Origin of the sequence: Flavobacterium beibuense (assembly GCF_004151245.1) — a bacterium.
In the GTDB taxonomy this organism is placed as follows: domain Bacteria; phylum Bacteroidota; class Bacteroidia; order Flavobacteriales; family Flavobacteriaceae; genus Flavobacterium; species Flavobacterium beibuense_A.
In genome coordinates this window covers 185900-206532 of sequence record NZ_JUIW01000004.1, presented here as the reverse complement: position 1 = coordinate 206532, position 20633 = coordinate 185900, and the positions used below count along the sequence as shown (strand labels likewise).

The window sequence follows — 20633 nt, the reverse complement described above, 5'->3', positions numbered from 1 at the left end:
TTATGTCAATAAAAAATGTCCGCATAGAAGTAATGCACTTTTTGGAAAAGAACATTGATTCTTTTGTGGAGAACTATCTTATACCGGTAGAGAAAATATGGCAGCCATCTGACATGCTGCCGGATTCCCGGAAAGAAAACTTTTATGAAGAATTAAAGGAACTTAGGGAAATTGCGAAAGATCTTCCGTATGATTTTTGGGTGGTATTGGTAGGTGATACCATTACCGAGGAGGCTTTGCCTACCTATGAGTCATGGCTGATGGATGTTGAGGGTATAGAACAGGTTGAGGAAGGACCGGGTAACGGATGGAGCAAATGGGTAAGGCACTGGACAGGTGAAGAAAACCGCCATGGTGACCTGCTAAATAAATACTTATATCTTAGCGGAAGGGTAAATATGCGTGAGATTGAAATGACAACGCAGCACCTTATAAACGACGGTTTTGATATTGGTACCGACAGGGATCCGTACAAAAACTTTGTGTACACAAGCTTCCAGGAGCTGGCTACTTATATTTCACACAATCGTGTGGCGCAGTTAGCTAAGAAATACGGTGATAATAAACTGTCTAAAATGTGTAAGCTCATTGCGGGAGACGAAATGCGTCACCACATGGCATACAGTGAATTTGTAGACAGGATTTTTAAGGTAGATCCAAGTGAAATGATGTTGGCTTTCCAGCACATGATGAAACTTAAGATTACAATGCCTGCACATTTCCTTAGGGAATCTGGTGATGCTAAAGGAAATGCTTTTGAACAGTTTTCAGATTCGGCACAGCGTATAGGGGTTTATACCGCTTTAGACTATGTTGATATTCTTAGAAAACTGATTGACAAATGGCAGATTGACAAAATAAACGGACTTACTGCCGAAGCTGAAAAGGCAAGAGATTTTCTTATGAAGCTTCCGGACAGGATGACAAGAATATCTGAAAGGATTATAATACCGGAAGAATCGCATATTTTTAAATGGGTACAACCGGCATTGGTTAAATAATATATAAGCTGCTTTAGGGCAGCTTTTTTATTCTCCTTTTCAGACTAAATTTGAACCATGAGCAATCTTATAGAAAAAACTAAAGCTTTTGTAAAGCAACAATTGCAGGATGCCGAGGGAGGGCATGACTGGTTTCATATAGAACGTGTATATAATAATGCCCTGCTTATTGCAAAAGGGGAGGAATGTAACCTGCTTATTGTAGAGCTTGGGGCACTACTGCATGATATAGCCGACAGCAAGTTTCATGATGGTGATGAAACGGTAGGCCCGGCACTGGCATGGCGTTTTCTGGAAAATGAAAATGTTCCTGAAGAGGTTATATTACAGGTAGTAAACATTATTGAAAATATTTCTTTTAAGGGAGGTAATTTTGAAAAGAAATTCCATTCTAAGGAGCTTGATATTGTTCAGGACGCCGACAGGCTTGATGCTTTAGGAGCTATAGGCATAGCGCGTACATTTAATTACGGAGGTTTTAAAAACAGGGCATTGTATAATCCTCAAATAAAACCGAACCTTTCTATGACCAAAGAGGAATACAAGGCTAGTACTGCACCAACCTTAAACCATTTTTACGAAAAACTACTGCTGCTTAAAGACAGGATGAATACCGAAACCGGTAAGCAACTTGCCGAAGAGCGCCACAGGTATATGGAAGATTTCCTGTCGCAGTTCTATGCAGAATGGAACGGGGAGAAATGATTGTTTATCAAATTCAAAATGGTAGGGTAAATTGGTTTTTTGTTCACCTTTGCCGATAACCATCCTATAAAGCTTAATACAAAAACGTCTCCGCTTTCTGCCAGGGCCTGTTGCGTTATCTGATTAAGTTGTTGTATAAAGGTTTTGGAATGTATAATAGTGTTATCGGTTATGAATTTTTCTACTAATGAGGTATAGGCAATAACCCTTTCTTCTTTTACTTCTGTCAGGTATTTTTTGTAACGCCTTTTAAAAACCTTTAATCTGTAAAGGGCCTGTTCAGTATCTTCCAGTTCTGCATGCATTACAATTTCTACCAGGCTTCGTTTAATGGCCCAGTCCATACCCATCCTTTTCTCATACCAACTGTCCGAATGAATAAATTCGCGCATGAACCTTCGTGCTTCGCGTGCATTTTCTTGCTGTAGCCAGTAGGTTACATAAAAGAATAACAGATCGTTCTTGTCGGTTGGGTCAGCTTTTTTGGTTTCTGCCTGTGCTTTATCTATAAGTTTAAGTACCGTCTGCGCATTACCGCTATAGTTTTCATTAAGCATGAGCAACAAATAATAGCGGCCTATAAAACGGCTGTAGTATTTTTTATTCTGTTTGTACATTTCAATAAACATAAGATCTAAATACTCACTGCATTCGCTAAACCTTCTGTTCCTAAAATGGATATTAGCCATAAAATACAGGATGTAGATATGATAATACAAATGCTTTTGGGCAAGTTCCTGCCGGTCTATTATAAATCGGTAACCTTTTACCAAAAAAGTCTCCACAAGGCTGTAATTACTGTTAATGGAGGCATATTCGTTTGCAATAAACAGCATTTGGTACAGCGACTTGAATGTAAGCACTTCGCGTAACGAAATACCAAAGGATTTCATAGTATTGGTTATCAGTTGCTGTACATCGGTAACTTTTCCCTTATGGTAAATCTCCATTAGCTCCCTTCTCATTACGGCATAGGCAAGGTTAAGCTGTTCTTCGTTGCGTAGCCTCTTGCTGTTTTGAGCAAAATTCTTTAGTGCTTTATCAAGATTAAACTGCGGATCAAAATGGGCAAACTGTATCTGTACCTGGTAAATTTCGTTTAGCAGTGAAAAATACTCTCCAGCCAAAGCACGTGCCTCGGCTTTTGCCAGACATTTAAACGCTTCCCTATATAGTTTATGCTCAAAAAATACACGGCTTACCAAAAGCAGGCGGGTAATTTCATGCTCATCTCCGGTGTTGTTTTCAAAGCTGCGGTTTGCCATAAAACCGATAAGGCTGTCATACATTCTTTTACGCAGGGCATGGTAGGCATCTGCATTTTTTGCGTCGGAATATAATTTATCCTTAATGTTTATATCATCAGTTATTAATAATTTAAATAAGTCGGTGTTAAGGGTGTCTTTCCGCTTGTTCTTATTGTTAATATGTTTTATAAATTCTTGTTTATCATCTAAAGACATGATGGATATAATATCGGTAAGTGCATTCATAATCTGATCTTATTTGCTATAAATATACATAATATATCATCAGTTTTTAAATGATATTGACTTTTGCAGCCTCTTGTTTTATATGAGATTTGCTCCATAATCAAAAACCAAAAATTATGGATTCGCTAAAAACAACAGAGGTTACTGAAACCTTTAAAAATGAAAAACTGTATAAAACTTCAATAGCAGCATCTAAACCGAGTAATGCTTTTATAGGAGCATCGTGGTGTGCGCTTATTATAGGTATGGCTTCCTTTTGTATAGGACTTTTTAATGCCAATACTATGTTGCTTAATGAAAAAGGATATTATTTTACCATACTGCTGTTTGGATTATTCTCGGTAGTATCGGTACAAAAGAGTGTAAGGGACAGATTGGAAGGAATACCCGTAACCGACCTGTATTACAGTATAAGCTGGTTTACGACTTTTACGTCCGTACTGTTACTTATAATAGGGTTATGGAATGCCGATATGGAGCTGAGCGAAAAGGGTTTTTACGGAATGTCGTTCACCCTTAGTCTTTTTGCAGCCATAGCTGTGCAAAAAAATACACGTGATCTTAAAGTATTTGAAAAAGAGAATTTGAACGCTTAGCGGATGCCTTTCCCCGTGGCGAATTTACACACCTTACTGCCGCGGGGATTTTTTAACCGTTAATTATCTTACTATGAAAAATACAGTAAAAATAATTCTCTATAGTCTTGGACTGGTGTGCCTTCTTGCCACCATGACCAATATGATCTTATGGTTTAGGGCCTGTGCCCAGTATGAAGATTTTGAAACCATAAAACAGGCTTACCTGTCTCACTTTCCTATGAGCCTTAGGGGACAGTATACCCTTACGTTTATCAATTGTGGTATGCTTGCTGTTTCTGTAGCAGTTTTTGCCAACGCCATAAGTATTGGGTTTCTAAAAACGCTTTCGCTAGTATTGGTTATTGTTTCAGGATTTTTGTTGTCCTGGCAAATATTTTCATTAATGTAAATCAGGACTTATGCTAACCATTATATTTATTTCGTTTGCAGTTTGCTTTATAATAGAAAGACTGAACCTGGGGTGGAAACTGCCTCAGGTACCTACCTGGACTATCAGGGTACTGGGTGTTAACTTTGTACAGTTGGGTGTAGTATTGCTTGCGGGAATCAGTTGGGAAAAATGGCTTTCCTCCTATTCCGTTTTTCATCTTTCAAATCATGTTTCTCCCGTCTTGGGTGGAATTATAGCCTACTTTATAGCTACTTTCATATTTTACTGGTGGCACAGGTGGAGGCATGGTATCGATTTTTTGTGGATTCATTTTCACCAGATACATCACAGCCCTCAGCGTATAGAGGTAATAACGTCTTTTTACAAGCATCCGCTGGAAATGGTTGTAAACTCGATTATAGGAAGCTTACTGGTTTATACCCTTTTAGGGCTGAGCCTTGAGGCTGCCGGAATTTATACGGTATGTACTGCCTTAGGAGAATTTTTCTATCATACCAATATTAAGACTCCGCAGTGGGTTGGCTATATTTTTCAGCGCCCCGAAATGCACCGTATTCACCACGAATACAACAAGCATACTAATAATTATGGCGATATAGTTTGGTGGGATATGCTGTTTGGAACGTATGAAAATCCAAAAGAGTTTAAAACATCCTGCGGCTTTGATGACGAAAAGGAACAACGCCTTTTTGATATGCTCAGATTTAAGGATGTTCATAAGGAATAAAAAAAGCCACTCATTGAGTGGCTTTTTGTTTTATCTGAATATTATTTTCCGGGAAATTCAGCTTTTCTTTTTTCAAGGAATGCTGTAGTTCCTTCTTTAAAATCTTCGGTACCAAAAGCCTCGCCAAAAGCTTTTATTTCAGCATCATAACCGTTAACACCATCTTCATAATTAGCATTAATAGCCCTGATTGCAGCCGAAATAGCTACAGGAGAGTTCTTCATTATTTTAGATGCGATGCCTTTACAAAAATCAAGTAGCTCTGCCTGTGGCACTACATGGTTTACAAGTCCGTATGCTTTAGCGTCTTCAGCACCTATCATACCGGCAGTCATAATCATTTCCATAGCACGGCCTTTACCTACAAGCTGAGGTAAGCGTTGTGTACCGCCATATCCCGGTATTACACCAAGAGATACTTCCGGTAATCCCATTTTTGCATTATCTGAAGCTACCCTAAAGTGTGCCGCCATAGCAAGCTCAAGTCCTCCACCAAGTGCAAAACCGTTTACCGCAGCAATAACCGGAGTAGACAGGTTTTGTACAAAATCAAATAAAAGCTCCTGTCCTTTTGCAGCAAGTTCACCACCCTGAGTTACATTAAAGTCGGCAAATTCCGAAATATCTGCACCCGCAACAAAAGCTTTTTCACCGCTACCGGTAACAATAATAACCTTTACATTCTTATCGGCATCAAGAGCTTTAAAAGCTTCGTGTAGTTCCTGTATGGTTGCTTTGTTAAGCGCATTAAGTTTAGATGGCCTGTTTATGGTAATAACCGCAAGACCATTATCCTGTTCTGCTAAAATATTTTCGTAGTTCATGAGATTTTATTTTAGTTATTGTCTGTTTCTTTAGGAGGTAAATCAGAATCGGTAATCGGTAACGAGACCAGAAATTCTGTGCCATGACCCAATTCGCTTTCAAAAGTAATTGTTCCGTGATAATTTTCCACGATATTCTTTATAATTCCCAGGCCTAGTCCCATACCACTGCTTTTAGTGGTAAACTTAGGCTCAAAAATACGATTTTTGTTTTCTACGCTAATTCCCTTTCCGTTATCCCTTACCTTAATTTTCACAGAGTTTCCTTCACGGTAAACACTTACTTCCACTAAAGGTTCAGGGTGGGTGGAAGGGATAGCCTGAATGGCATTTTTAACCAGATTGGTAATAATACGAATCAGTTGGGTACGGTCCATTCGGGTAATAATGCTTTGCTCTTCGGCACTAAAGGTAATAAACCCTTCATTAAAGATTTCCAGAGCAAGCTGAACAATCTTAACGATATTGATGTTTTCATTTTGCTGTGCCGGCATAGAAGCAAAGCTGGAGAATGCCGAAGCTACCGAGCTCATGGTGTCAATCTGCTGGATAAGTGTTTTTGAAAATTCATCCAGTTTTTTGTTGATATCAGGGTCGTTAGGATCAAACTTACGCTGAAAGCTTTGTACTGTAAGGCGCATTGGCGTAAGCGGATTCTTAATTTCGTGTGCTACCTGTTTTGCCATTTCGCGCCATGCCTGTTCCCTTTCGCTTTGTGCCAGTTTTGCGGCACTGTCGTCCAGATCGTCTACCAGTGCATTATAAGACCGAACCAGCTGATTGATTTCCTGAGGGGAATCGTGCATTTCAATCTTCTGATTGATCTGGCTAAGGCGTATTTCGGCAATCCGTTCACTAATTGACTTAAGTGATTTTGTTATATAGCTTGAAAGGAAATAGGCTACGATAATGGAAATAAGAAGCATGAAAGAGTATACCTGACCAAAGCGCATAAAAAAGTTGCGCTGCTCTTTTTCATAATACCCTTCGTCTTTTATGTAAGGTAAATTAAGTATCCCTAAGGGTTTAAACTTGGTATCCTTAAGGTAGCTGTATGAGGAACGGAACTTTTGCCCGTCTTCGGTCTTTAGGTCTACATAGCGTTTTTCTGCCGTACTGCGAAGCACCCTCAATATGCTAGGAGGAATATTGTTATTTATCGTATCTATCGAGAAGGCAGCTTTAGAGGATTTAAGCAAATGCCCGTTAAGGTCGTAAATGTTTACTTCCAGTCCGTGGATGTTTGCCAGTTCGTGTATTCTTTCCCTGAAAATTAACGGAAGGTTTTCGGTTGAAAGCGGGTAAGTGGTGGTGGAAAGGATATAATTGATATGTTCTTTTATGGCATTTTCCTTTCGTTCCAGCCTGTCCTCATGGTATTCTTTGGCTTCCTTACCAAACTGGTAAATGGAAACTGCGGCGATAAGTAAAGAGGCGATAAGGGTAACAAATATCATGGAAAGGAAAATCCTTACCCTTAATGACCACTTACCTATCTTAAACTTATGCCTCATCCTGTTAGGAGTTGTTCTTTTTCCTTATTCGTTTGTAAAATTTAAAGCCAAGCATTATAAGTACAGAAAACAGTATAATACCTACTACACCATAAATCCAGTTTACGGCATTCTTTAAAATTACTAAAAAAACAACGGCAAATAAAATTATGGTGGCACCTTCGTTCCAAATCCTCATAAAGTTTGAGGTATGCTTTATTTCGTCATTCTGCAGTTGCTTAAAAATGGAATGGCATTTTAAATGGTACAGGTACAACAGGAATACAAATCCCAGCTTTACATGCATCCATGGTTGAGTAAGCCATGCATTTCCGGTAGCGGTAAAAAACAGCATCCAAAAGGCAAAAATACTTGCCAGTACTGCCGATGGCCATGTAATAATATACCACAGCCGGTAAGCCATAAGTTTGTACTGCTTTATAAGAATCTCTTTTTCGGGAGATGGTTTATCGTTAGCCTCTATATGGTAAACAAAAAGCCTTACTATGTAAAAAAGCCCGGCAAACCAGGTTATCACAAAGATGAGGTGCAGCGATTTTATATAATTATATTCCATTATGCTTCTTTAAGATGGTAGGTCATTTCTTTTTTAAGGAACAACCCTGTAACTATTGTTGACAATACATCGGCAATGGGGAATGAAACCCATACACCAAAAATACCAAAAAAGTGCGGTAAAATAAGTATTAGGGGTATTAAGAAAAACCCCTGTTTTGTTAGTGTAAGCAGTAATGCTTTTGTAGCCTTGCCTGCTGCCTGAAAATAAGCAGCCCCTATAAGCTGAACGGCAATAATAGGCGATGCTGCAAATACCCAGCGTAAAGCTCCGGGGGTATCGGCAATTACAACTGCATCGGTAGTGAAGACTGAAACGATAGGCTTGGCAAATACCAGTACTACTATAAATACCAGTACGGCAAAAAAGCCTGCATATTTTATGGCAGTGATAACGGTTTCCTTTACCCGCCCGTAATTATCGGCGCCGTAATTATACCCGGCTATAGGCATAAAGCCCTGGGTTATTCCCAGTACAGGGAACAGTGCAAACATAAGCATTCGGCTTATGATGCCATAAACGGCTACGGCATGTTCTCCACCTTCTGCATATAGTGTATGGTTAAGTATAATGGCCAGGATACTTATTACTCCCTGCCTTGCAAAGGTTACAAAGCTTAGGGATACAATTTCTTTTGCCAGCTCTTTATGAAAAACAAAATGTTTAAGTTCCAGCTTCAGTTCGCTTTTGTAAATAAAGAACCAAAGGATATATAAAAAGCAGAAGAAAAAGGAAAATGCGGTTGCCAGTGCAGCACCAAACACTCCTAAATTCAGGATCTTGATTAAAAGTATATCCAGTATGATATTAGATACTGCCGATATGATCATAGCGGTCATGGCATGTCGTGCCTTGTCTTCGGCTCTTATTACATTGTTTCCCGTCATGCAAAAAGCCTGAAAAGGAACAGCAATAAGTATGGGTATAAAAAACTCTTTGGCAGGAGCCATTATTGCTCCGTTAGCACCAAAGGCAAACAATATTTCTTCGCTGAAACACAGTCCTAATATTGCAAAAAGGGAAGCAATGCCAAAAGTCATCATGATTTGATGAGCAAAGGTATTGAGGGCTTTTTCCTTATTCCCTTTTCCTAAGGCTCGTGAAAGTACCGAGCTTCCGCCTATACCTATGGCCATACCCATAGAAGAAATGAAAAAAGTAATAGGCATTACTACAGATAGCGCGGCAATTGCCAGTGCGCCAATCCATCGACCTACGAATATAGTGTCAATAAGGACATTAACTGTCATGAACAATATACCTATAGAAGCAGGTACCGACTGCCGGAAAAGCAGCTGCTTAATGTCCTTATTGGCTAAATCCGTAGAGGTTACAGACATTATACTACAGGTGTTTCTGCATGGGCCCACTCATTAATCCAGTTCGCCACCACATCAACCCAATCGTTATTATCATTAAGGCAAGGAATAGCCAGGAAGTTTTCACCCCCATGCTCCTTAAAGTCTTCGTTAGCACGCATAGCTATTTCCTCCAGCGTTTCAAGACAGTCTGTAACAAACGCAGGTGTAACTACCGCAAGGCTCTTAATTCCTTTTGCCGGCATGTTGTTTATTTCAACATCGGTATAAGGTTCAAGCCATTTGTCGCCTGCCAGTCTTGACTGGAAAGTCAGGGAGTATTTATCTTCAGGAATACCAAGCTGCTCCACCACTAATCGTGTAGTTTCGTAACACTGATGGCGGTAACAGAATTTATGTGCCGCCGAAGGTGTTGTACAGCAGGTACTGTTTATTTTACAGTGTGATTTTGTTACATCTGTTTTCCTTATGTGGCGTTCAGGTATACCATGGTAAGAGAACAGCAGGTGGTCGTAGTTAAACCCTTCCAGTGAACTCTTAATAGAATTAGCCAGTACTTTTATATAGTCTGGCTTATTATAAAACGCAGGGACATCGGTAAATGTCATTTGCGGGAATTTCTTTTTGCGTACTTCTTCTGCCTCTGCTAAAACAGTAAGGGTAGAAGCCATTGCATACTGAGGATAAAGCGGGAAAAGCAGTACTTCGGTTACGCCCTGATCTGCCAGTTGCTGTAATCCGGTTTCTATAGATGGTTTGCCATAACGCATGGCTAATGTTACAGGCAGTTCGGTTTTTTGTTCCACTTTTTTGTGCATCCTTTCAGATAATACAATAAGCGGAGACCCTTCTTCCCACCATATTTTCTGGTAGGCTTCTGCCGAGTCTTCAGGTCTTTTTCTAAGGATAATACCCCTAACTAAAAGAGCCCTTAATAAAAAAGGAACATCTATAACATACTTATCCATCAGGAACTGATCCAGATAGGGCTTTACATCTTTTGGATCCGGACTGTCCGGAGAACCAAGGTTAATTAACAATACACCTTTCATGTTTATCTTACAGTTGTTGTTTTTGTGTTTGTTAGGCAAAGTTCATCAAAAACCATGCTCAGAATAGTATTATTTTTTGTTTTTAACGATTGTTGAATATTAATTGTTGCAATTCTTTATTGAACTCTCGTGATGATTTTATCAAAAATTTCTTGGAGAGTTGCTTTGATATTAAGCATTAGTATTTAATGACATCAGGTATTTTTTAGGCGTCGTGCCAAATTTCTTTTTAAAGGCAGCAATAAAATGGCTTGCGGTGCTGTAACCTATTCGAAGCCCTACTTCATTTACATTATAAGTACCGCTGTCCAGTAGCTTGCGGGCATACTCCATTTTATAATCAAAAAGGAAACTATATACACTGTCGCCGTAAATCTGCTTAAAGCCCATTTTCAGCTTTTTCAGGTTAATGCCTACCTGATCTGCCAGTTCCTGTAGTCCTGGTGGTTCGGCCATATTGGCAATAACAATATCTTTCGCCTTTCTTATCTTAATTACATTGTCTTCATCAACCAAAAACGGACATTGTTCTGTATTGGCATCTTCGGCACGGTTAAAGTACAGGCTAAGCAATTCATAAACCTTACCTTTAAAGTACAGTTTCCTTATGGACTGGTGCAGGTTAAAGTTAAACAGCTGGTTTAGTGCAATAGCCATAGAAGGGTTTATCCTGTCGTCTTTGTAGTATTTCTTATCTATATTTTCCGAGCTAAGGAATGGGATATAATCAGCTTCTTCCGAGAAAAAGCTGTGAAACTTTTTAATGGAGATAAGAACGGATATTACCCATGAGTGAGGGGCAATCTCCAAATGAACCGGTAATTCCTTTTGCGGATTGTATAAAAAAAGCGATACCTCTTCTCTTAGGTCCAGTGCATAGCGGCCCTGATTAAAAATAAACTTGGCCCTGCCCTTTAACCCAAAGTGAAATTGTATCAGGTCGGTATTTACTTCCCTTTCAAAATGGGATGTTTCGTCGCTGTCATTTTGGAAACGCAGCACAAAAAAATCATCCTCAATTTTAATTTCCTCGTGAGAACCCATAGCGATATTTTTTTGACGGGTTTTTTAAAAATATAAAATCTCTTTATTTAGAATTGTTCTAAACTGTATTTTTGCAAAACATTGATTTCATTGCAAATTTAGGGTATTTAAGGTTTAAAAAAGCAATTTGGGTTAAAATATCCCACAGCGACACAAAAAGAACTTTTAGCGTTATTTTTTAATAAGCCTTAATGATAATTTTGTGAAACTTTTAGGAAAGTGAGTACTATGGATAATAATAACTTGTCGAGGCACCTATACTTTTATGCTATAGGATTGAGTTACAGGAAGGCAGATGCCGAGACTAGGGGTAAATTCAGCTTGGGGAACGAAGCAAAGCTTAATGTTCTTGAACAGGCAAAAAATGAAGATATAAGTAGTCTTATTGTTACATCTACCTGTAACAGGACCGAGATATACGGGTTTGCACAACACCCATTTCAGTTAATCAAATTACTTTGCGATAACAGCCAGGGCTCTGTAGAGGAGTTTCAGAGAGTTGCTTTTGTATACAAGGGCAAAGAGGCTATTAACCACATTTTTAGGGTAGGGACAGGGCTTGACAGCCAGATACTGGGCGACTTTGAGATTATAAGCCAGATTAAAACCAGTTTTATAGAATCAAAATCAAGAGGTCTGGCCAATGCATTTATGGAAAGGCTTGTAAACTGTGTTATACAGGCAAGCAAAAAAATAAAGAACGAAACAGAACTTAGCTCAGGGGCTACTTCGGTTTCTTTTGCTTCGGTACAGTACATTCTTAACAATGTAGAGGATGTGAGCAATAAGGGTATACTGCTTTTCGGAACAGGAAAGATAGGCCGTAACACGTGCGAGAACCTTGTTAAGCACACTAAGAATGACCACATTGTTCTTGTAAACAGGACGAAGGAAAAGGCAGAAAAGATTGCCGGTAAATTTAACCTTGTGGTTAAGGATTATGATGTGCTTCCTCTTGAAATACCTAAGGCCGATGTGCTTGTAGTAGCTACAGGGGCACCTATGCCAACTATAGATAAAGATATACTTAAGCTTAATAAACCACTTTTAATACTGGATCTTTCCATTCCTAAAAACGTTCATGATAACGTGAAGGAACTGGATAATGTAACAGTTGTTCATCTTGACGATCTATCTAAAATAACCGATGGTACACTGGAAAACAGGAAAAAACACATTCCTGCTGCCGAAGCGATTATCGAGGAGATCAAGGATGAATTTATCAACTGGATGAATGCCAGGAAATTTGCGCCTACTATACACGCGCTTAAGGAAAAGCTTAACTCAATAAAAGAAACCGAACTTAACTTTCAACGCAAAAAAATAAGTAATTTTGATGAAGAGCAGGCTGAGATAATCAGTAAGAGAATAATTCAGAAAATTACAACACACTTTGCGAATCACTTAAAAGACAGCGATACCATGGTAGATGAAAGTATCGAATGGATTGAAAAAGTCTTTAAGATTGAAAACACTTCAAAATGAACAAAGCCATCAGAATAGGCACAAGAGATAGTGAGCTTGCCCTTTGGCAGGCTCATACTGTACAAAAGAAGCTGGAAGATTTAGGATATGCTACCGAAATTGTGGCAGTAAAATCAGACGGTGACGTAGTGCTGGACATTCCCCTTTACGAATTTGGAATAACAGGAATATTTACCAAGACCCTTGACGTTGCAATGATAAAAGGACAGGTGGATATCGCTGTGCATTCTATGAAAGATGTGCCTACTGCCCTGCCAAAAGGTATAGTTCAGGCAGCGGTTTTAGAGCGTGCCAATGTACACGACATACTGGTGCATAAAGGAGACCTTGAATTTTTACACGGCGCCGGAACCATTGCTACAGGCAGCCTTAGAAGGCAGGCACAATGGCTTAACAGGCATCCGCATCATTCCGTAACCGATTTAAGGGGTAATGTAAATACAAGGCTTAGAAAACTTAGTGAAAGTGACTGGAACGGTGCTGTATTTGCAAGTGCCGGACTGGAGCGTATAAACCTGCTTCCGGAAAATCACATGGTATTGGACTGGATGATTCCTGCACCTGCACAGGGAGCAATGCTTGTGGTAGCTATGGAAAACGACAGCCATTGCAGGGAGGCACTTGCCAAATTAAACCATAAAGAAACAGAAATTGCTACTCATATAGAACGCCAGTTCCTAAAGAAACTGGAAGGAGGCTGTACGGCCCCTATTGGTGCACTTGCTACTTTTATAGACAATGAAATACGCTTTGAAGGGACATTGCTGTCTATAGACGGAAAGCAGAAAATTCATGTTGAAAAGGCAATGCCGTTGTCGGGAGACTTTAGTAACTTTGGTAATGACTGTGCTGAAGAAGTGCTTGCGAATGGAGGAACGGAATTAATGGCGGAGATACGCGAAAAACTTAAAAAATAAGCAATGGCTAGAAACCTGGCATATACTTTATCAAAAATTTACGGCTTTATTGACATCCTGCTAATTGTCTTCCTGATTTTTGATTTTGGATATGAAAATGTCATAAACACATGGCTGGACCATAAAACGCTTTACCTTACACTGCTTATAATAGCCCTTATAGGATTTAATGTACTGCGTATTAAGCATGCTTACAGGCCGGGAAGGCGTAAAATGTTTAAGGCAAACATACTGGTACTGGTAATAACGTTTATTATGGCATCTTTTGCCTTTATTACCGGCGATGAGTATGGCAGGCTTCATGATGTAAATTATATACTGGATACAGGCCTTATCATCTACTTCTTTTTGAGGCTTACCAACCTGATTAGAAAGTTATATGCCATATATTATAACCCTACTGTTTTATTTGTGGGGAGTTTTGCGGTAGTGGGGCTTATAGGAGCATTTTTACTTATGCTGCCTAATGCTACTACACAGGGTATCAGTTTTACCGATGCATTATTTACTTCTATTAGTGCGGTATGTGTTACAGGTCTTGTGGTGCTGGATACAGCCCATGATTTTACTTTTATGGGTAAAACGGTAATACTTGTATTAATACAGTTAGGCGGTATAGGGATGCTTACTTTTACCTCATTTTTTGCCTACTTTTTTAAACAGGGTTCTTCCTTTAGGGAGGGAATGAATGTGAGTAGCTTTGTAGAGAGTGAAGGACTTCATGATGTAATGCGACTGGCCATGAGGGTGGTGGTATTTACCGTAAGTATAGAAATTGTAGGTGCCGCTTTTATTTACTATTACATTAGCGATATAGCCGAAATAAAGCATAAGTTTTTCTTTTCGGTGTTTCACTCTATATCGGCGTTTTGTAATGCCGGATTCTCTACGCTTTCCAGCGGACTTAATGATACGGCATTACAGGGAGCTTATATGTTCCAATGGATTATAATGCATCTTATTATTCTGGGAGGTTTGGGATACAACATTGTTTTCAACTTCCTTAGGTACATTAAACGATTTATCTTAAATATTGTATTCAACAGGAAGATGCATACCACGGTGAGGGTTATTACCCTTAACTCTAAAATTGTGGTAATAACAACAGCCATATTATTAACGGGAGGTACGTTGTTTTTCTTTTTTGCCGAAAGCGCTCATTTGTTTCAAACAGATACTTTCTTCGGTAAGGTTACATCAGCGGCATTTACTTCGGTTACGGCAAGAACTGCCGGTTTCAATACTTTTGATTTTGCCGACCTAACCATGCCGGCTATACTGTTTGTTATCTTTTTAATGTGGATAGGTGCCTCACCCGGATCTACAGGAGGTGGTATTAAAACAAGTACCTTTGCACTGGCAACACTTAATATAATTTCCATAGCTAAAGGTAAGGAGCATATAGAGCTTAGGGGAAGAAAAATAAACAACCAGTCGGTTAAGCGCGCCTTTGCCATTATATGCATATCACTTATAGTAATAGGCATGGGTATATTAATGATACTGTTTTTTGAAAAAGACTTTACGCTTATACAAATCGCATTCGAAACATTTTCGGCATTCAGTACCGTAGGGCTTAGCCTGGGTATCACCGCGAGTTTAAGTATAGGCAGTAAATATGTTTTAATATTTGTAATGTTCTTCGGAAGGATAGGTTTACTCAACCTTCTTATAGGTATGATGAAGCGCCTTCATACACAAAGCTATGAGTATCCGGAAGAGAATATCTTAATAAACTAAAGTTATGAGTATGAAGATTATCATCTTTGGATTGGGGAATTTCGGTATGTCGCTGGCAGTTAATCTGACAGAAACCGGAAATGAGGTTATTGGGATTGATAATAAGATGGACAAGGTAAATACCGTTAAGGATAAAATTTCGCACGCTATATGTATGGATGCGACTAACGAACAGGCTTATAAGGCACTACCTATTAAAGATGCCGACATTGCAGTAATTGCTATAGGGGAAAACGAAGGTGCAGCCATTATAGCCACGGCAGTGGTTAAAAAACTGTCTAAAGCCAAAATCATTGGTCGTTCGCTTTCACCTATACACGATACGGTACTTAATGCTATGGGTATTGAAACCATTATTCACCCGGAGCAGGATTTTGCCGACAGGCTTGCTAAAAAAATAAACCTTAAAGGTATAGTGGATAACTTTGATATTGATAAGAACTATTCGATATCAGAGCTAACAGCAGTGCCTGATTTTGCAGGGAAGACACTTGAGGAGCTTAACTTTCAGGAGAAGTTTAACCTTAGGGTTATTACCATACTTAGAAAGAAACAGCGCAAGACTATTTTAGGTACTACTAATCATGTACATCAGGCCGAAGGATTTGTTGATAAGAACACGGTTATAGAAGAAGGAGATATATTGGTGGTATTCGGCCTTAATAAGGATGTGGGTAAATTCTGCAGCCGCAGGTAAAAACAGGAAGTTTGGAAAATGTTATCCGAATAGTATCAACTAAAAAACTGCAGGGAAACCATAAGCAGTACCTGCTTAATGCAGGATTTAGTGTGCTTGAGGCCGATTTTATAACAACCGTTAGCCTGCCTTTTAAAATGGAGGTAGCGCAAAACCTGATATTTACCAGCCAGAACGCTTTTAAAAGTTTTCTGCTTAATGAAAAAAGCAGTGGGTATAAACAAAATCCTGTTTTTTGTGTGGGAGCCAAAACAGCCGAAGTAGTAAAACAAAACGGATACAGGGTTGAGGTTTGTGCCGATTATGCCGAAGACCTGGCAAATGCCATTAAAAAGGGTTATGCAAATGAGAGCTTTACTTTCTTTTCGGGGAATTTAAGGCAGGATACTTTGCCACAGGCAATGAAGGAAGCGGGCATAGGCTTTACGGAAATTGAGGTATACAAAACAGCTTTAACGCCACACAAAATAAATGCAGTAACAAACGGAGTATTGTTTTTCAGTCCGTCTGGAGTGCACAGCTATTTAAGAGAGAATGATATAGGCCAGGCCATTTGTTTTTGTATAGGGACAACCACTGCAAAAGCACTGGAAGGCATAACAGAAAATATTGTAATTGCAAACCGCCCTACGGTAGAGAATGTAATTATACAGTGTATAAATTATTATAAAGAGAAATAAGCCGCTTTGTGGCAGCAAATATTGAGATATGAGCATAAAAAACGACCTATTTTTAAAAGCGCTACGCAACGAAACAGTAGAAAGGCCACCCGTATGGATGATGCGTCAGGCAGGAAGATACTTACCTGAGTTTCGTGCATTAAGGGATAAATATGACTTTTTTACCCGATGCCAGACACCGGAACTGGCTGCTGAAATTACTGTACAGCCAATACGTATTGTTAAGCCCGATGCTGCAATTTTATTTTCGGATATTCTTGTAGTACCGCAGGCTATGGGTATTGAAGTGCTAATGAAGGAAAGTGTTGGGCCGTTTTTGCCAAACCCTATCCGTACTGCACAGGATGTGGAACAGGTTCGTATACCGGACATTCATGAGTCATTAGGTTATGTAATGGATGCCATTAAGCTTACTAAGGAAATGCTTAATGACGAGGTGCCGCTTATAGGTTTTGCCGGTTCGCCATGGACAATATTCTGTTATGCGGTAGAAGGCAAAGGTTCAAAAAGCTTTGATACGGCAAAAGGATTTTGTTTTTCACAACCGGAAGCTGCCCATGCCTTATTACAGAAAATAACCGATACTACCATTGCCTACCTTAAGGAAAAGGTAAAGGCAGGTGTTAATGCGGTACAGGTTTTTGACAGTTGGGGAGGGATGCTTTCTCCCGTAGACTATCAGGAGTTCTCATGGAAATACATTAACCAGATTGTTGAGGCACTGGCTCCGGAAACTCACGTTATCGTGTTTGGTAAAGGATGTTGGTTTGCCCTTAATGATATGGCACAAAGTAAGGCATCTGCCCTTGGGGTAGACTGGACCTGTTCGGCACGTAATGCACGTTACCTATCGGGAGGGAAGATAACCCTTCAGGGTAATTTTGATCCGTCAAGATTATTATCACCTATACCAACTATCAAGAAAATGGTACACCAGATGATTGATGAATTTGGTAAGGACAACTATATAGTTAACCTGGGGCATGGTATATTACCAAACATCCCGGTAGACCATGCAAAAGCATTTATAGAAGCAGTTAAAGAATATAAATAATAGTTTACAATCTGCAGTTGCAGACATATTGTATGCAACTGCAGATTGAGAGATATAACTGAGAGTATGCCGTTAAGTTTAGGTTTAAGGGATGAAGAAAACGAGAGGATAAACAATCAGCTCAAAAAGCTGATATCCCTGGTTTTTGTGCCTGATGGATGGAGTGATACCACTGCCGATGAGGAACTTTCGGGAATTGGCTTGTCACTTGAAAAACTAAAAGGCATAACTCCCGATGAGCTTAACAATTATCTTAAAGATACAGGGCTGGACTGGGCTAATATTGAACTCTTTGCTGATTTTATGGCAGGACTTAGCCAAAAGCAGGAATTTGAAAACCTGAAACCAAAAGCGGTATCTTTATATAGTTTTATACAAACGGGGAGCAAAATGTTCTCTTTTGATATAACCAATAAAATAGCCCGATTAAAACAATAGCAATGGAATTTACTAACTGGAGAACCGACCGTATAGCAAAGATCCTTCCGGAAGAGTTTTTTAAGCTCATCGACAGGAACAGGGAGCATATACGCAAAACGTTTCCTGTTACCGCATTTGCTAATTCAGACAGAGAAAAAACAGAACAGTTTTTAACGGAAGCTTTAGAAACCGAAAAGAAGAGGGAGGGATATTATTTTTATCTGCGCAGTACAGAAACTACAGAGCTTATAGGCTATGTAGTTGTAAAAAACATAAACGAGAAAGTACATAAATGTGAGCTTGCCTATTTTATAGATATGGACTATGAAGGCAAGGGCATAACCTCTAAAGCAGTGGCAGATGCCGTTGCTTTTTGTTTTAATGAGCTGGAAATGAATAAGGTTTTTATATGTACTTCTCCGGTAAACAAAAGAAGCCAGCGAATAGCCGAAAAAAATGGTTTTATACAGGAAGGTATTTTAAGACAGGAGTTTAGAAACGGATTTGGCCAGCTGGAGGATATTATTTACTACGGTTTATTAAAATCAGATTATAACAACAATGAAAGATAAATTTTACCAATACATACAGGATTTACAGGATACCATAACATCTAAACTGGAAACAGTAGATGGCAAAGCAAAATTCAGGGAGGACCTTTGGGAACGTGCTGAAGGTGGAGGCGGCCGTACACGTGTTATAGAAAACGGTAATGTATTTGAAAAAGGAGGGGTAAACATCTCTGCGGTACACGGACCGTTACCTAAGGCTATGCAGGCTTACTTTAATGTGGGCGATGTAGATTTTTTTGCCTGCGGACTTAGTCTTGTAATTCATCCTAAAAATCCGTTTGTCCCTACAGTACATGCTAACTGGAGGTATTTTGAAATGTATGATAAGGAAGGTAACCTGGTAAACAGTTGGTTTGGAGGAGGTCAGGATCTTACGCCCTATTATCTTTTTGAGGAAGATGCCAGGCATTTTCACCAAACCTGTAAAACAGCTTGTGATAAACATAATCCGGAATTTTATACTAAATTTAAGCAACAGTGCGACGAGTATTTTTGGAATGCACACCGTAACGAAGGTCGTGGTATAGGCGGATTGTTTTTTGATCATTGTAAAGCTACAGAAAGCTTTAGTATGGAAAACTGGTATGATTTTGTAACCGAAGTGGGTAACAGTTTCCTTGAGGCTTATGTGCCAATTGTAGAAAGAAGAAAAGACATAGAATATACAGAAGAGAACAGGACATGGCAGGAAATACGCCGTGGGCGTTATGTGGAGTTTAACCTTGTACATGATAAAGGAACCCTTTTTGGGCTTAAGACAAATGGTAGGATGGAAAGTATCCTTATGAGTCTTCCGCCACATGTGCAGTGGGTGTACGACCACCATCCTGAAGAGGGTAGTGAGGAGGAGAGACTGATAAAAGTATTAGCTAAACCGGTAAGTTGGATGTAAGAAGTTACATAGGAGGATTATTTTTTATATGTGGAGGCTGTTTTGCACAACAGGACAGCATTAGTAATCCTTATATCCAATACTTTGATGATAAGCTTTCGGTACAGCTTTACATGCACCAAACCTCTAATGATTTTACGCTTAAATATACAGAGGATAATACGGTGGTTGATGTTGAGCCTAATAAAAAAACCACACTGGGTGTTTCGGTACAATATGATTTTATATCGTTTAGCATTGGTGTGGCACCAAGGTTTTTTGCCAACAACAAAGACAGGAAGGATTCTAAAATGACTTCTTTTGGCTTTAATTTTTTTCCGGGTCAGTGGATACAGCATTTTGATTTTTATTATCAAAAAGGTATTTCGCTCAAGGCCGACGGATTTGAAGATGTTTATTTGCCCGGGCTTAAAACATTAAAAATAGGAGGAAGTACAGGTTATGTCTTTAACGAGAATTTTTCGTTTAAGGCAGTTGCTTTTCAAAATGTAAAGCAATTAAAAAGCGCAGGCAGTTTTACGCCTTTTGTGAGTTATTATTATACCGAGCTAAACGGTAAAAAAGAACCGCAACTGGGAGGTAAGGCTTATTTTATAGATGTGGCACTATCGCCGGGATATCATTATAACCTGGTCGTCGCAAAAAGTTTTCTTATTTCGGCGGGAGGCTCTTTTGGAGCAGGGTTTTCCTATATAAACGACGACGGAGAGAACAATACGGCTTTTTTAACCCAGGCGACATTAACCCTCTCGATGGGATATAATTCGGATACTTTTTATGGCGGATTGTATTCTAAAGGCCAGGTATCTAACCATAATACCAGCTTAGGGGTTAATATGAATGATGTAATAGGCTATGGAACCCTGTTTTTTGGTTACAGGTTTGGAGCACCTAAGGTTGTACAGGAAGAAACACAAAAGATAAAAGACATAATAAAAATTTAAATATATA

General features: G+C 39.2%; 22 protein-coding genes. 15 read left to right on the top strand and 7 right to left on the bottom strand.

The window, feature by feature from the left end; translation table 11 throughout:
• Positions 1-2: 2 nt before the first annotated feature.
• Together NU09_RS06835 and NU09_RS06830 are read left to right on the top strand one after the other, a co-directional pair.
• Positions 3-1001, top strand: a complete 999-nt coding sequence (locus tag NU09_RS06835; protein WP_129750529.1) for an acyl-ACP desaturase — start codon at positions 3-5, stop codon at positions 999-1001.
• 57 nt (positions 1002-1058) lie between these two features.
• Positions 1059-1706: an HD domain-containing protein gene (locus NU09_RS06830; protein WP_129750528.1), complete on the top strand. Its 648-nt coding sequence runs from the start codon at positions 1059-1061 to the stop codon at positions 1704-1706.
• On the opposite strand, the gene NU09_RS06825 is transcribed toward NU09_RS06830, so the two are convergent.
• A complete protein-coding gene (locus NU09_RS06825; RefSeq protein WP_129750527.1) occupies positions 1679-3199 on the bottom strand; it encodes a hypothetical protein in 1521 nt (506 codons plus the stop codon). The two genes, NU09_RS06830 and NU09_RS06825, sit on opposite strands and share 28 nt — an antisense overlap.
• A gap of 116 nt (positions 3200-3315) precedes the next feature.
• Between NU09_RS06825 and yiaA the strand changes: the two genes are divergently transcribed.
• The 3 genes from yiaA to NU09_RS06810 all read left to right on the top strand — a co-directional run bounded on the left by yiaA (position 3316) and on the right by NU09_RS06810 (position 4916).
• Positions 3316-3795 carry an inner membrane protein YiaA gene (yiaA, locus tag NU09_RS06820; RefSeq protein ID WP_129750526.1) on the top strand — a complete coding sequence of 160 codons (480 nt, stop codon included), beginning with the start codon at positions 3316-3318 and terminating at the stop codon, positions 3793-3795.
• A 73-nt stretch (positions 3796-3868) separates the two neighbouring features.
• Positions 3869-4186, top strand: a complete 318-nt coding sequence (locus NU09_RS06815; protein WP_129750525.1) for a hypothetical protein — start codon at positions 3869-3871, stop codon at positions 4184-4186.
• A gap of 10 nt (positions 4187-4196) precedes the next feature.
• Positions 4197-4916, top strand: coding sequence for a sterol desaturase family protein (locus NU09_RS06810; protein WP_129750524.1), 720 nt, complete (start codon positions 4197-4199; stop codon positions 4914-4916).
• Positions 4917-4957: 41 nt separating this feature from the next.
• On the opposite strand, the gene NU09_RS06805 is transcribed toward NU09_RS06810, so the two are convergent.
• The 6 genes from NU09_RS06805 to NU09_RS06780 form a co-directional block, all read right to left on the bottom strand.
• Positions 4958-5740: an enoyl-CoA hydratase/isomerase family protein gene (locus NU09_RS06805; protein ID WP_129750523.1), complete on the bottom strand. Its 783-nt coding sequence runs from the start codon at positions 5738-5740 to the stop codon at positions 4958-4960.
• Between the two features lie 11 nt (positions 5741-5751).
• Positions 5752-7254, bottom strand: a complete 1503-nt coding sequence (locus tag NU09_RS06800; protein WP_242501838.1) for a sensor histidine kinase — start codon at positions 7252-7254, stop codon at positions 5752-5754.
• A 4-nt stretch (positions 7255-7258) separates the two neighbouring features.
• Positions 7259-7810, bottom strand: coding sequence for a CopD family protein (locus NU09_RS06795; RefSeq protein WP_129750522.1), 552 nt, complete (start codon positions 7808-7810; stop codon positions 7259-7261).
• Positions 7810-9150, bottom strand: a complete 1341-nt coding sequence (locus tag NU09_RS06790; RefSeq protein WP_129750521.1) for an MATE family efflux transporter — start codon at positions 9148-9150, stop codon at positions 7810-7812. Before NU09_RS06790 ends, NU09_RS06795 begins: the two co-directional genes overlap by 1 nt.
• The gene (hemH, locus tag NU09_RS06785; protein ID WP_129750520.1) at positions 9150-10181 is read right to left on the bottom strand and encodes a ferrochelatase; all 1032 of its coding nucleotides are present in this window, start codon (positions 10179-10181) and stop codon (positions 9150-9152) included. The genes NU09_RS06790 and hemH overlap by 1 nt, the downstream gene beginning before the upstream one ends.
• Positions 10182-10352: 171 nt before the next feature.
• The gene (locus NU09_RS06780; RefSeq protein WP_129750519.1) at positions 10353-11225 is read right to left on the bottom strand and encodes a helix-turn-helix transcriptional regulator; all 873 of its coding nucleotides are present in this window, start codon (positions 11223-11225) and stop codon (positions 10353-10355) included.
• A gap of 228 nt (positions 11226-11453) precedes the next feature.
• On the opposite strand from NU09_RS06780, the gene hemA reads away from it, so the two are divergent.
• From hemA to NU09_RS06730, 10 genes are all read left to right on the top strand, one after another.
• Entirely contained in the window at positions 11454-12710 is a 1257-nt protein-coding gene (gene hemA, locus NU09_RS06775) for a glutamyl-tRNA reductase (protein WP_129750518.1), read from the top strand.
• Positions 12707-13627 (top strand): hydroxymethylbilane synthase, encoded by a 921-nt coding sequence (gene hemC / locus NU09_RS06770; RefSeq protein ID WP_129750517.1) that lies wholly within the window; start codon positions 12707-12709, stop codon positions 13625-13627. Before hemA ends, hemC begins: the two co-directional genes overlap by 4 nt.
• A 3-nt stretch (positions 13628-13630) precedes the next feature.
• Complete coding sequence (locus tag NU09_RS06765) at positions 13631-15367, top strand: TrkH family potassium uptake protein (RefSeq protein ID WP_129750516.1); 1737 nt, start codon at positions 13631-13633, stop codon at positions 15365-15367.
• Between the two features lie 10 nt (positions 15368-15377).
• The gene (locus NU09_RS06760; protein WP_129750515.1) at positions 15378-16064 is read left to right on the top strand and encodes a potassium channel family protein; all 687 of its coding nucleotides are present in this window, start codon (positions 15378-15380) and stop codon (positions 16062-16064) included.
• An 11-nt stretch (positions 16065-16075) separates the two neighbouring features.
• Positions 16076-16744: a uroporphyrinogen-III synthase gene (locus NU09_RS06755; protein ID WP_129750514.1), complete on the top strand. Its 669-nt coding sequence runs from the start codon at positions 16076-16078 to the stop codon at positions 16742-16744.
• Between the two features lie 28 nt (positions 16745-16772).
• Positions 16773-17798, top strand: a complete 1026-nt coding sequence (gene hemE / locus NU09_RS06750; RefSeq protein WP_129750513.1) for a uroporphyrinogen decarboxylase — start codon at positions 16773-16775, stop codon at positions 17796-17798.
• A gap of 66 nt (positions 17799-17864) precedes the next feature.
• Positions 17865-18236 (top strand): hypothetical protein, encoded by a 372-nt coding sequence (locus tag NU09_RS06745; RefSeq protein ID WP_129750512.1) that lies wholly within the window; start codon positions 17865-17867, stop codon positions 18234-18236.
• A gap of 2 nt (positions 18237-18238) precedes the next feature.
• Positions 18239-18790: a GNAT family N-acetyltransferase gene (locus NU09_RS06740; protein ID WP_129750511.1), complete on the top strand. Its 552-nt coding sequence runs from the start codon at positions 18239-18241 to the stop codon at positions 18788-18790.
• Positions 18780-19682, top strand: a complete 903-nt coding sequence (gene hemF, locus NU09_RS06735) for an oxygen-dependent coproporphyrinogen oxidase (RefSeq protein ID WP_129750510.1) — start codon at positions 18780-18782, stop codon at positions 19680-19682. Before NU09_RS06740 ends, hemF begins: the two co-directional genes overlap by 11 nt.
• The gene (locus tag NU09_RS06730) at positions 19673-20626 is read left to right on the top strand and encodes a DUF4421 family protein (RefSeq protein ID WP_129750509.1); all 954 of its coding nucleotides are present in this window, start codon (positions 19673-19675) and stop codon (positions 20624-20626) included. Before hemF ends, NU09_RS06730 begins: the two co-directional genes overlap by 10 nt.
• Positions 20627-20633: the final 7 nt, after the last annotated feature.

Coding starts and splice junctions, on each gene's coding strand:
- NU09_RS06795 (WP_129750522.1), bottom strand. CDS start 7,810: ATGGAATATAATTATATAAAATCGCTGCACCTCATCTTTGTGATAACC.
- NU09_RS06760 (WP_129750515.1), top strand. CDS start 15,378: ATGAAGATTATCATCTTTGGATTGGGGAATTTCGGTATGTCGCTGGCA.
- NU09_RS06800 (WP_242501838.1), bottom strand. CDS start 7,254: ATGAGGCATAAGTTTAAGATAGGTAAGTGGTCATTAAGGGTAAGGATT.
- NU09_RS06815 (WP_129750525.1), top strand. CDS start 3,869: ATGAAAAATACAGTAAAAATAATTCTCTATAGTCTTGGACTGGTGTGC.
- NU09_RS06790 (WP_129750521.1), bottom strand. CDS start 9,150: ATGTCTGTAACCTCTACGGATTTAGCCAATAAGGACATTAAGCAGCTG.
- NU09_RS06765 (WP_129750516.1), top strand. CDS start 13,631: ATGGCTAGAAACCTGGCATATACTTTATCAAAAATTTACGGCTTTATT.
- NU09_RS06745 (WP_129750512.1), top strand. CDS start 17,865: ATGCCGTTAAGTTTAGGTTTAAGGGATGAAGAAAACGAGAGGATAAAC.
- NU09_RS06740 (WP_129750511.1), top strand. CDS start 18,239: ATGGAATTTACTAACTGGAGAACCGACCGTATAGCAAAGATCCTTCCG.
- NU09_RS06825 (WP_129750527.1), bottom strand. CDS start 3,199: ATGAATGCACTTACCGATATTATATCCATCATGTCTTTAGATGATAAA.
- hemE (WP_129750513.1), top strand. CDS start 16,773: ATGAGCATAAAAAACGACCTATTTTTAAAAGCGCTACGCAACGAAACA.
- hemA (WP_129750518.1), top strand. CDS start 11,454: ATGGATAATAATAACTTGTCGAGGCACCTATACTTTTATGCTATAGGA.
- yiaA (WP_129750526.1), top strand. CDS start 3,316: ATGGATTCGCTAAAAACAACAGAGGTTACTGAAACCTTTAAAAATGAA.
- NU09_RS06830 (WP_129750528.1), top strand. CDS start 1,059: ATGAGCAATCTTATAGAAAAAACTAAAGCTTTTGTAAAGCAACAATTG.
- hemF (WP_129750510.1), top strand. CDS start 18,780: ATGAAAGATAAATTTTACCAATACATACAGGATTTACAGGATACCATA.
- NU09_RS06810 (WP_129750524.1), top strand. CDS start 4,197: ATGCTAACCATTATATTTATTTCGTTTGCAGTTTGCTTTATAATAGAA.
- NU09_RS06780 (WP_129750519.1), bottom strand. CDS start 11,225: ATGGGTTCTCACGAGGAAATTAAAATTGAGGATGATTTTTTTGTGCTG.
- NU09_RS06805 (WP_129750523.1), bottom strand. CDS start 5,740: ATGAACTACGAAAATATTTTAGCAGAACAGGATAATGGTCTTGCGGTT.
- hemC (WP_129750517.1), top strand. CDS start 12,707: ATGAACAAAGCCATCAGAATAGGCACAAGAGATAGTGAGCTTGCCCTT.
- hemH (WP_129750520.1), bottom strand. CDS start 10,181: ATGAAAGGTGTATTGTTAATTAACCTTGGTTCTCCGGACAGTCCGGAT.
- NU09_RS06835 (WP_129750529.1), top strand. CDS start 3: ATGTCAATAAAAAATGTCCGCATAGAAGTAATGCACTTTTTGGAAAAG.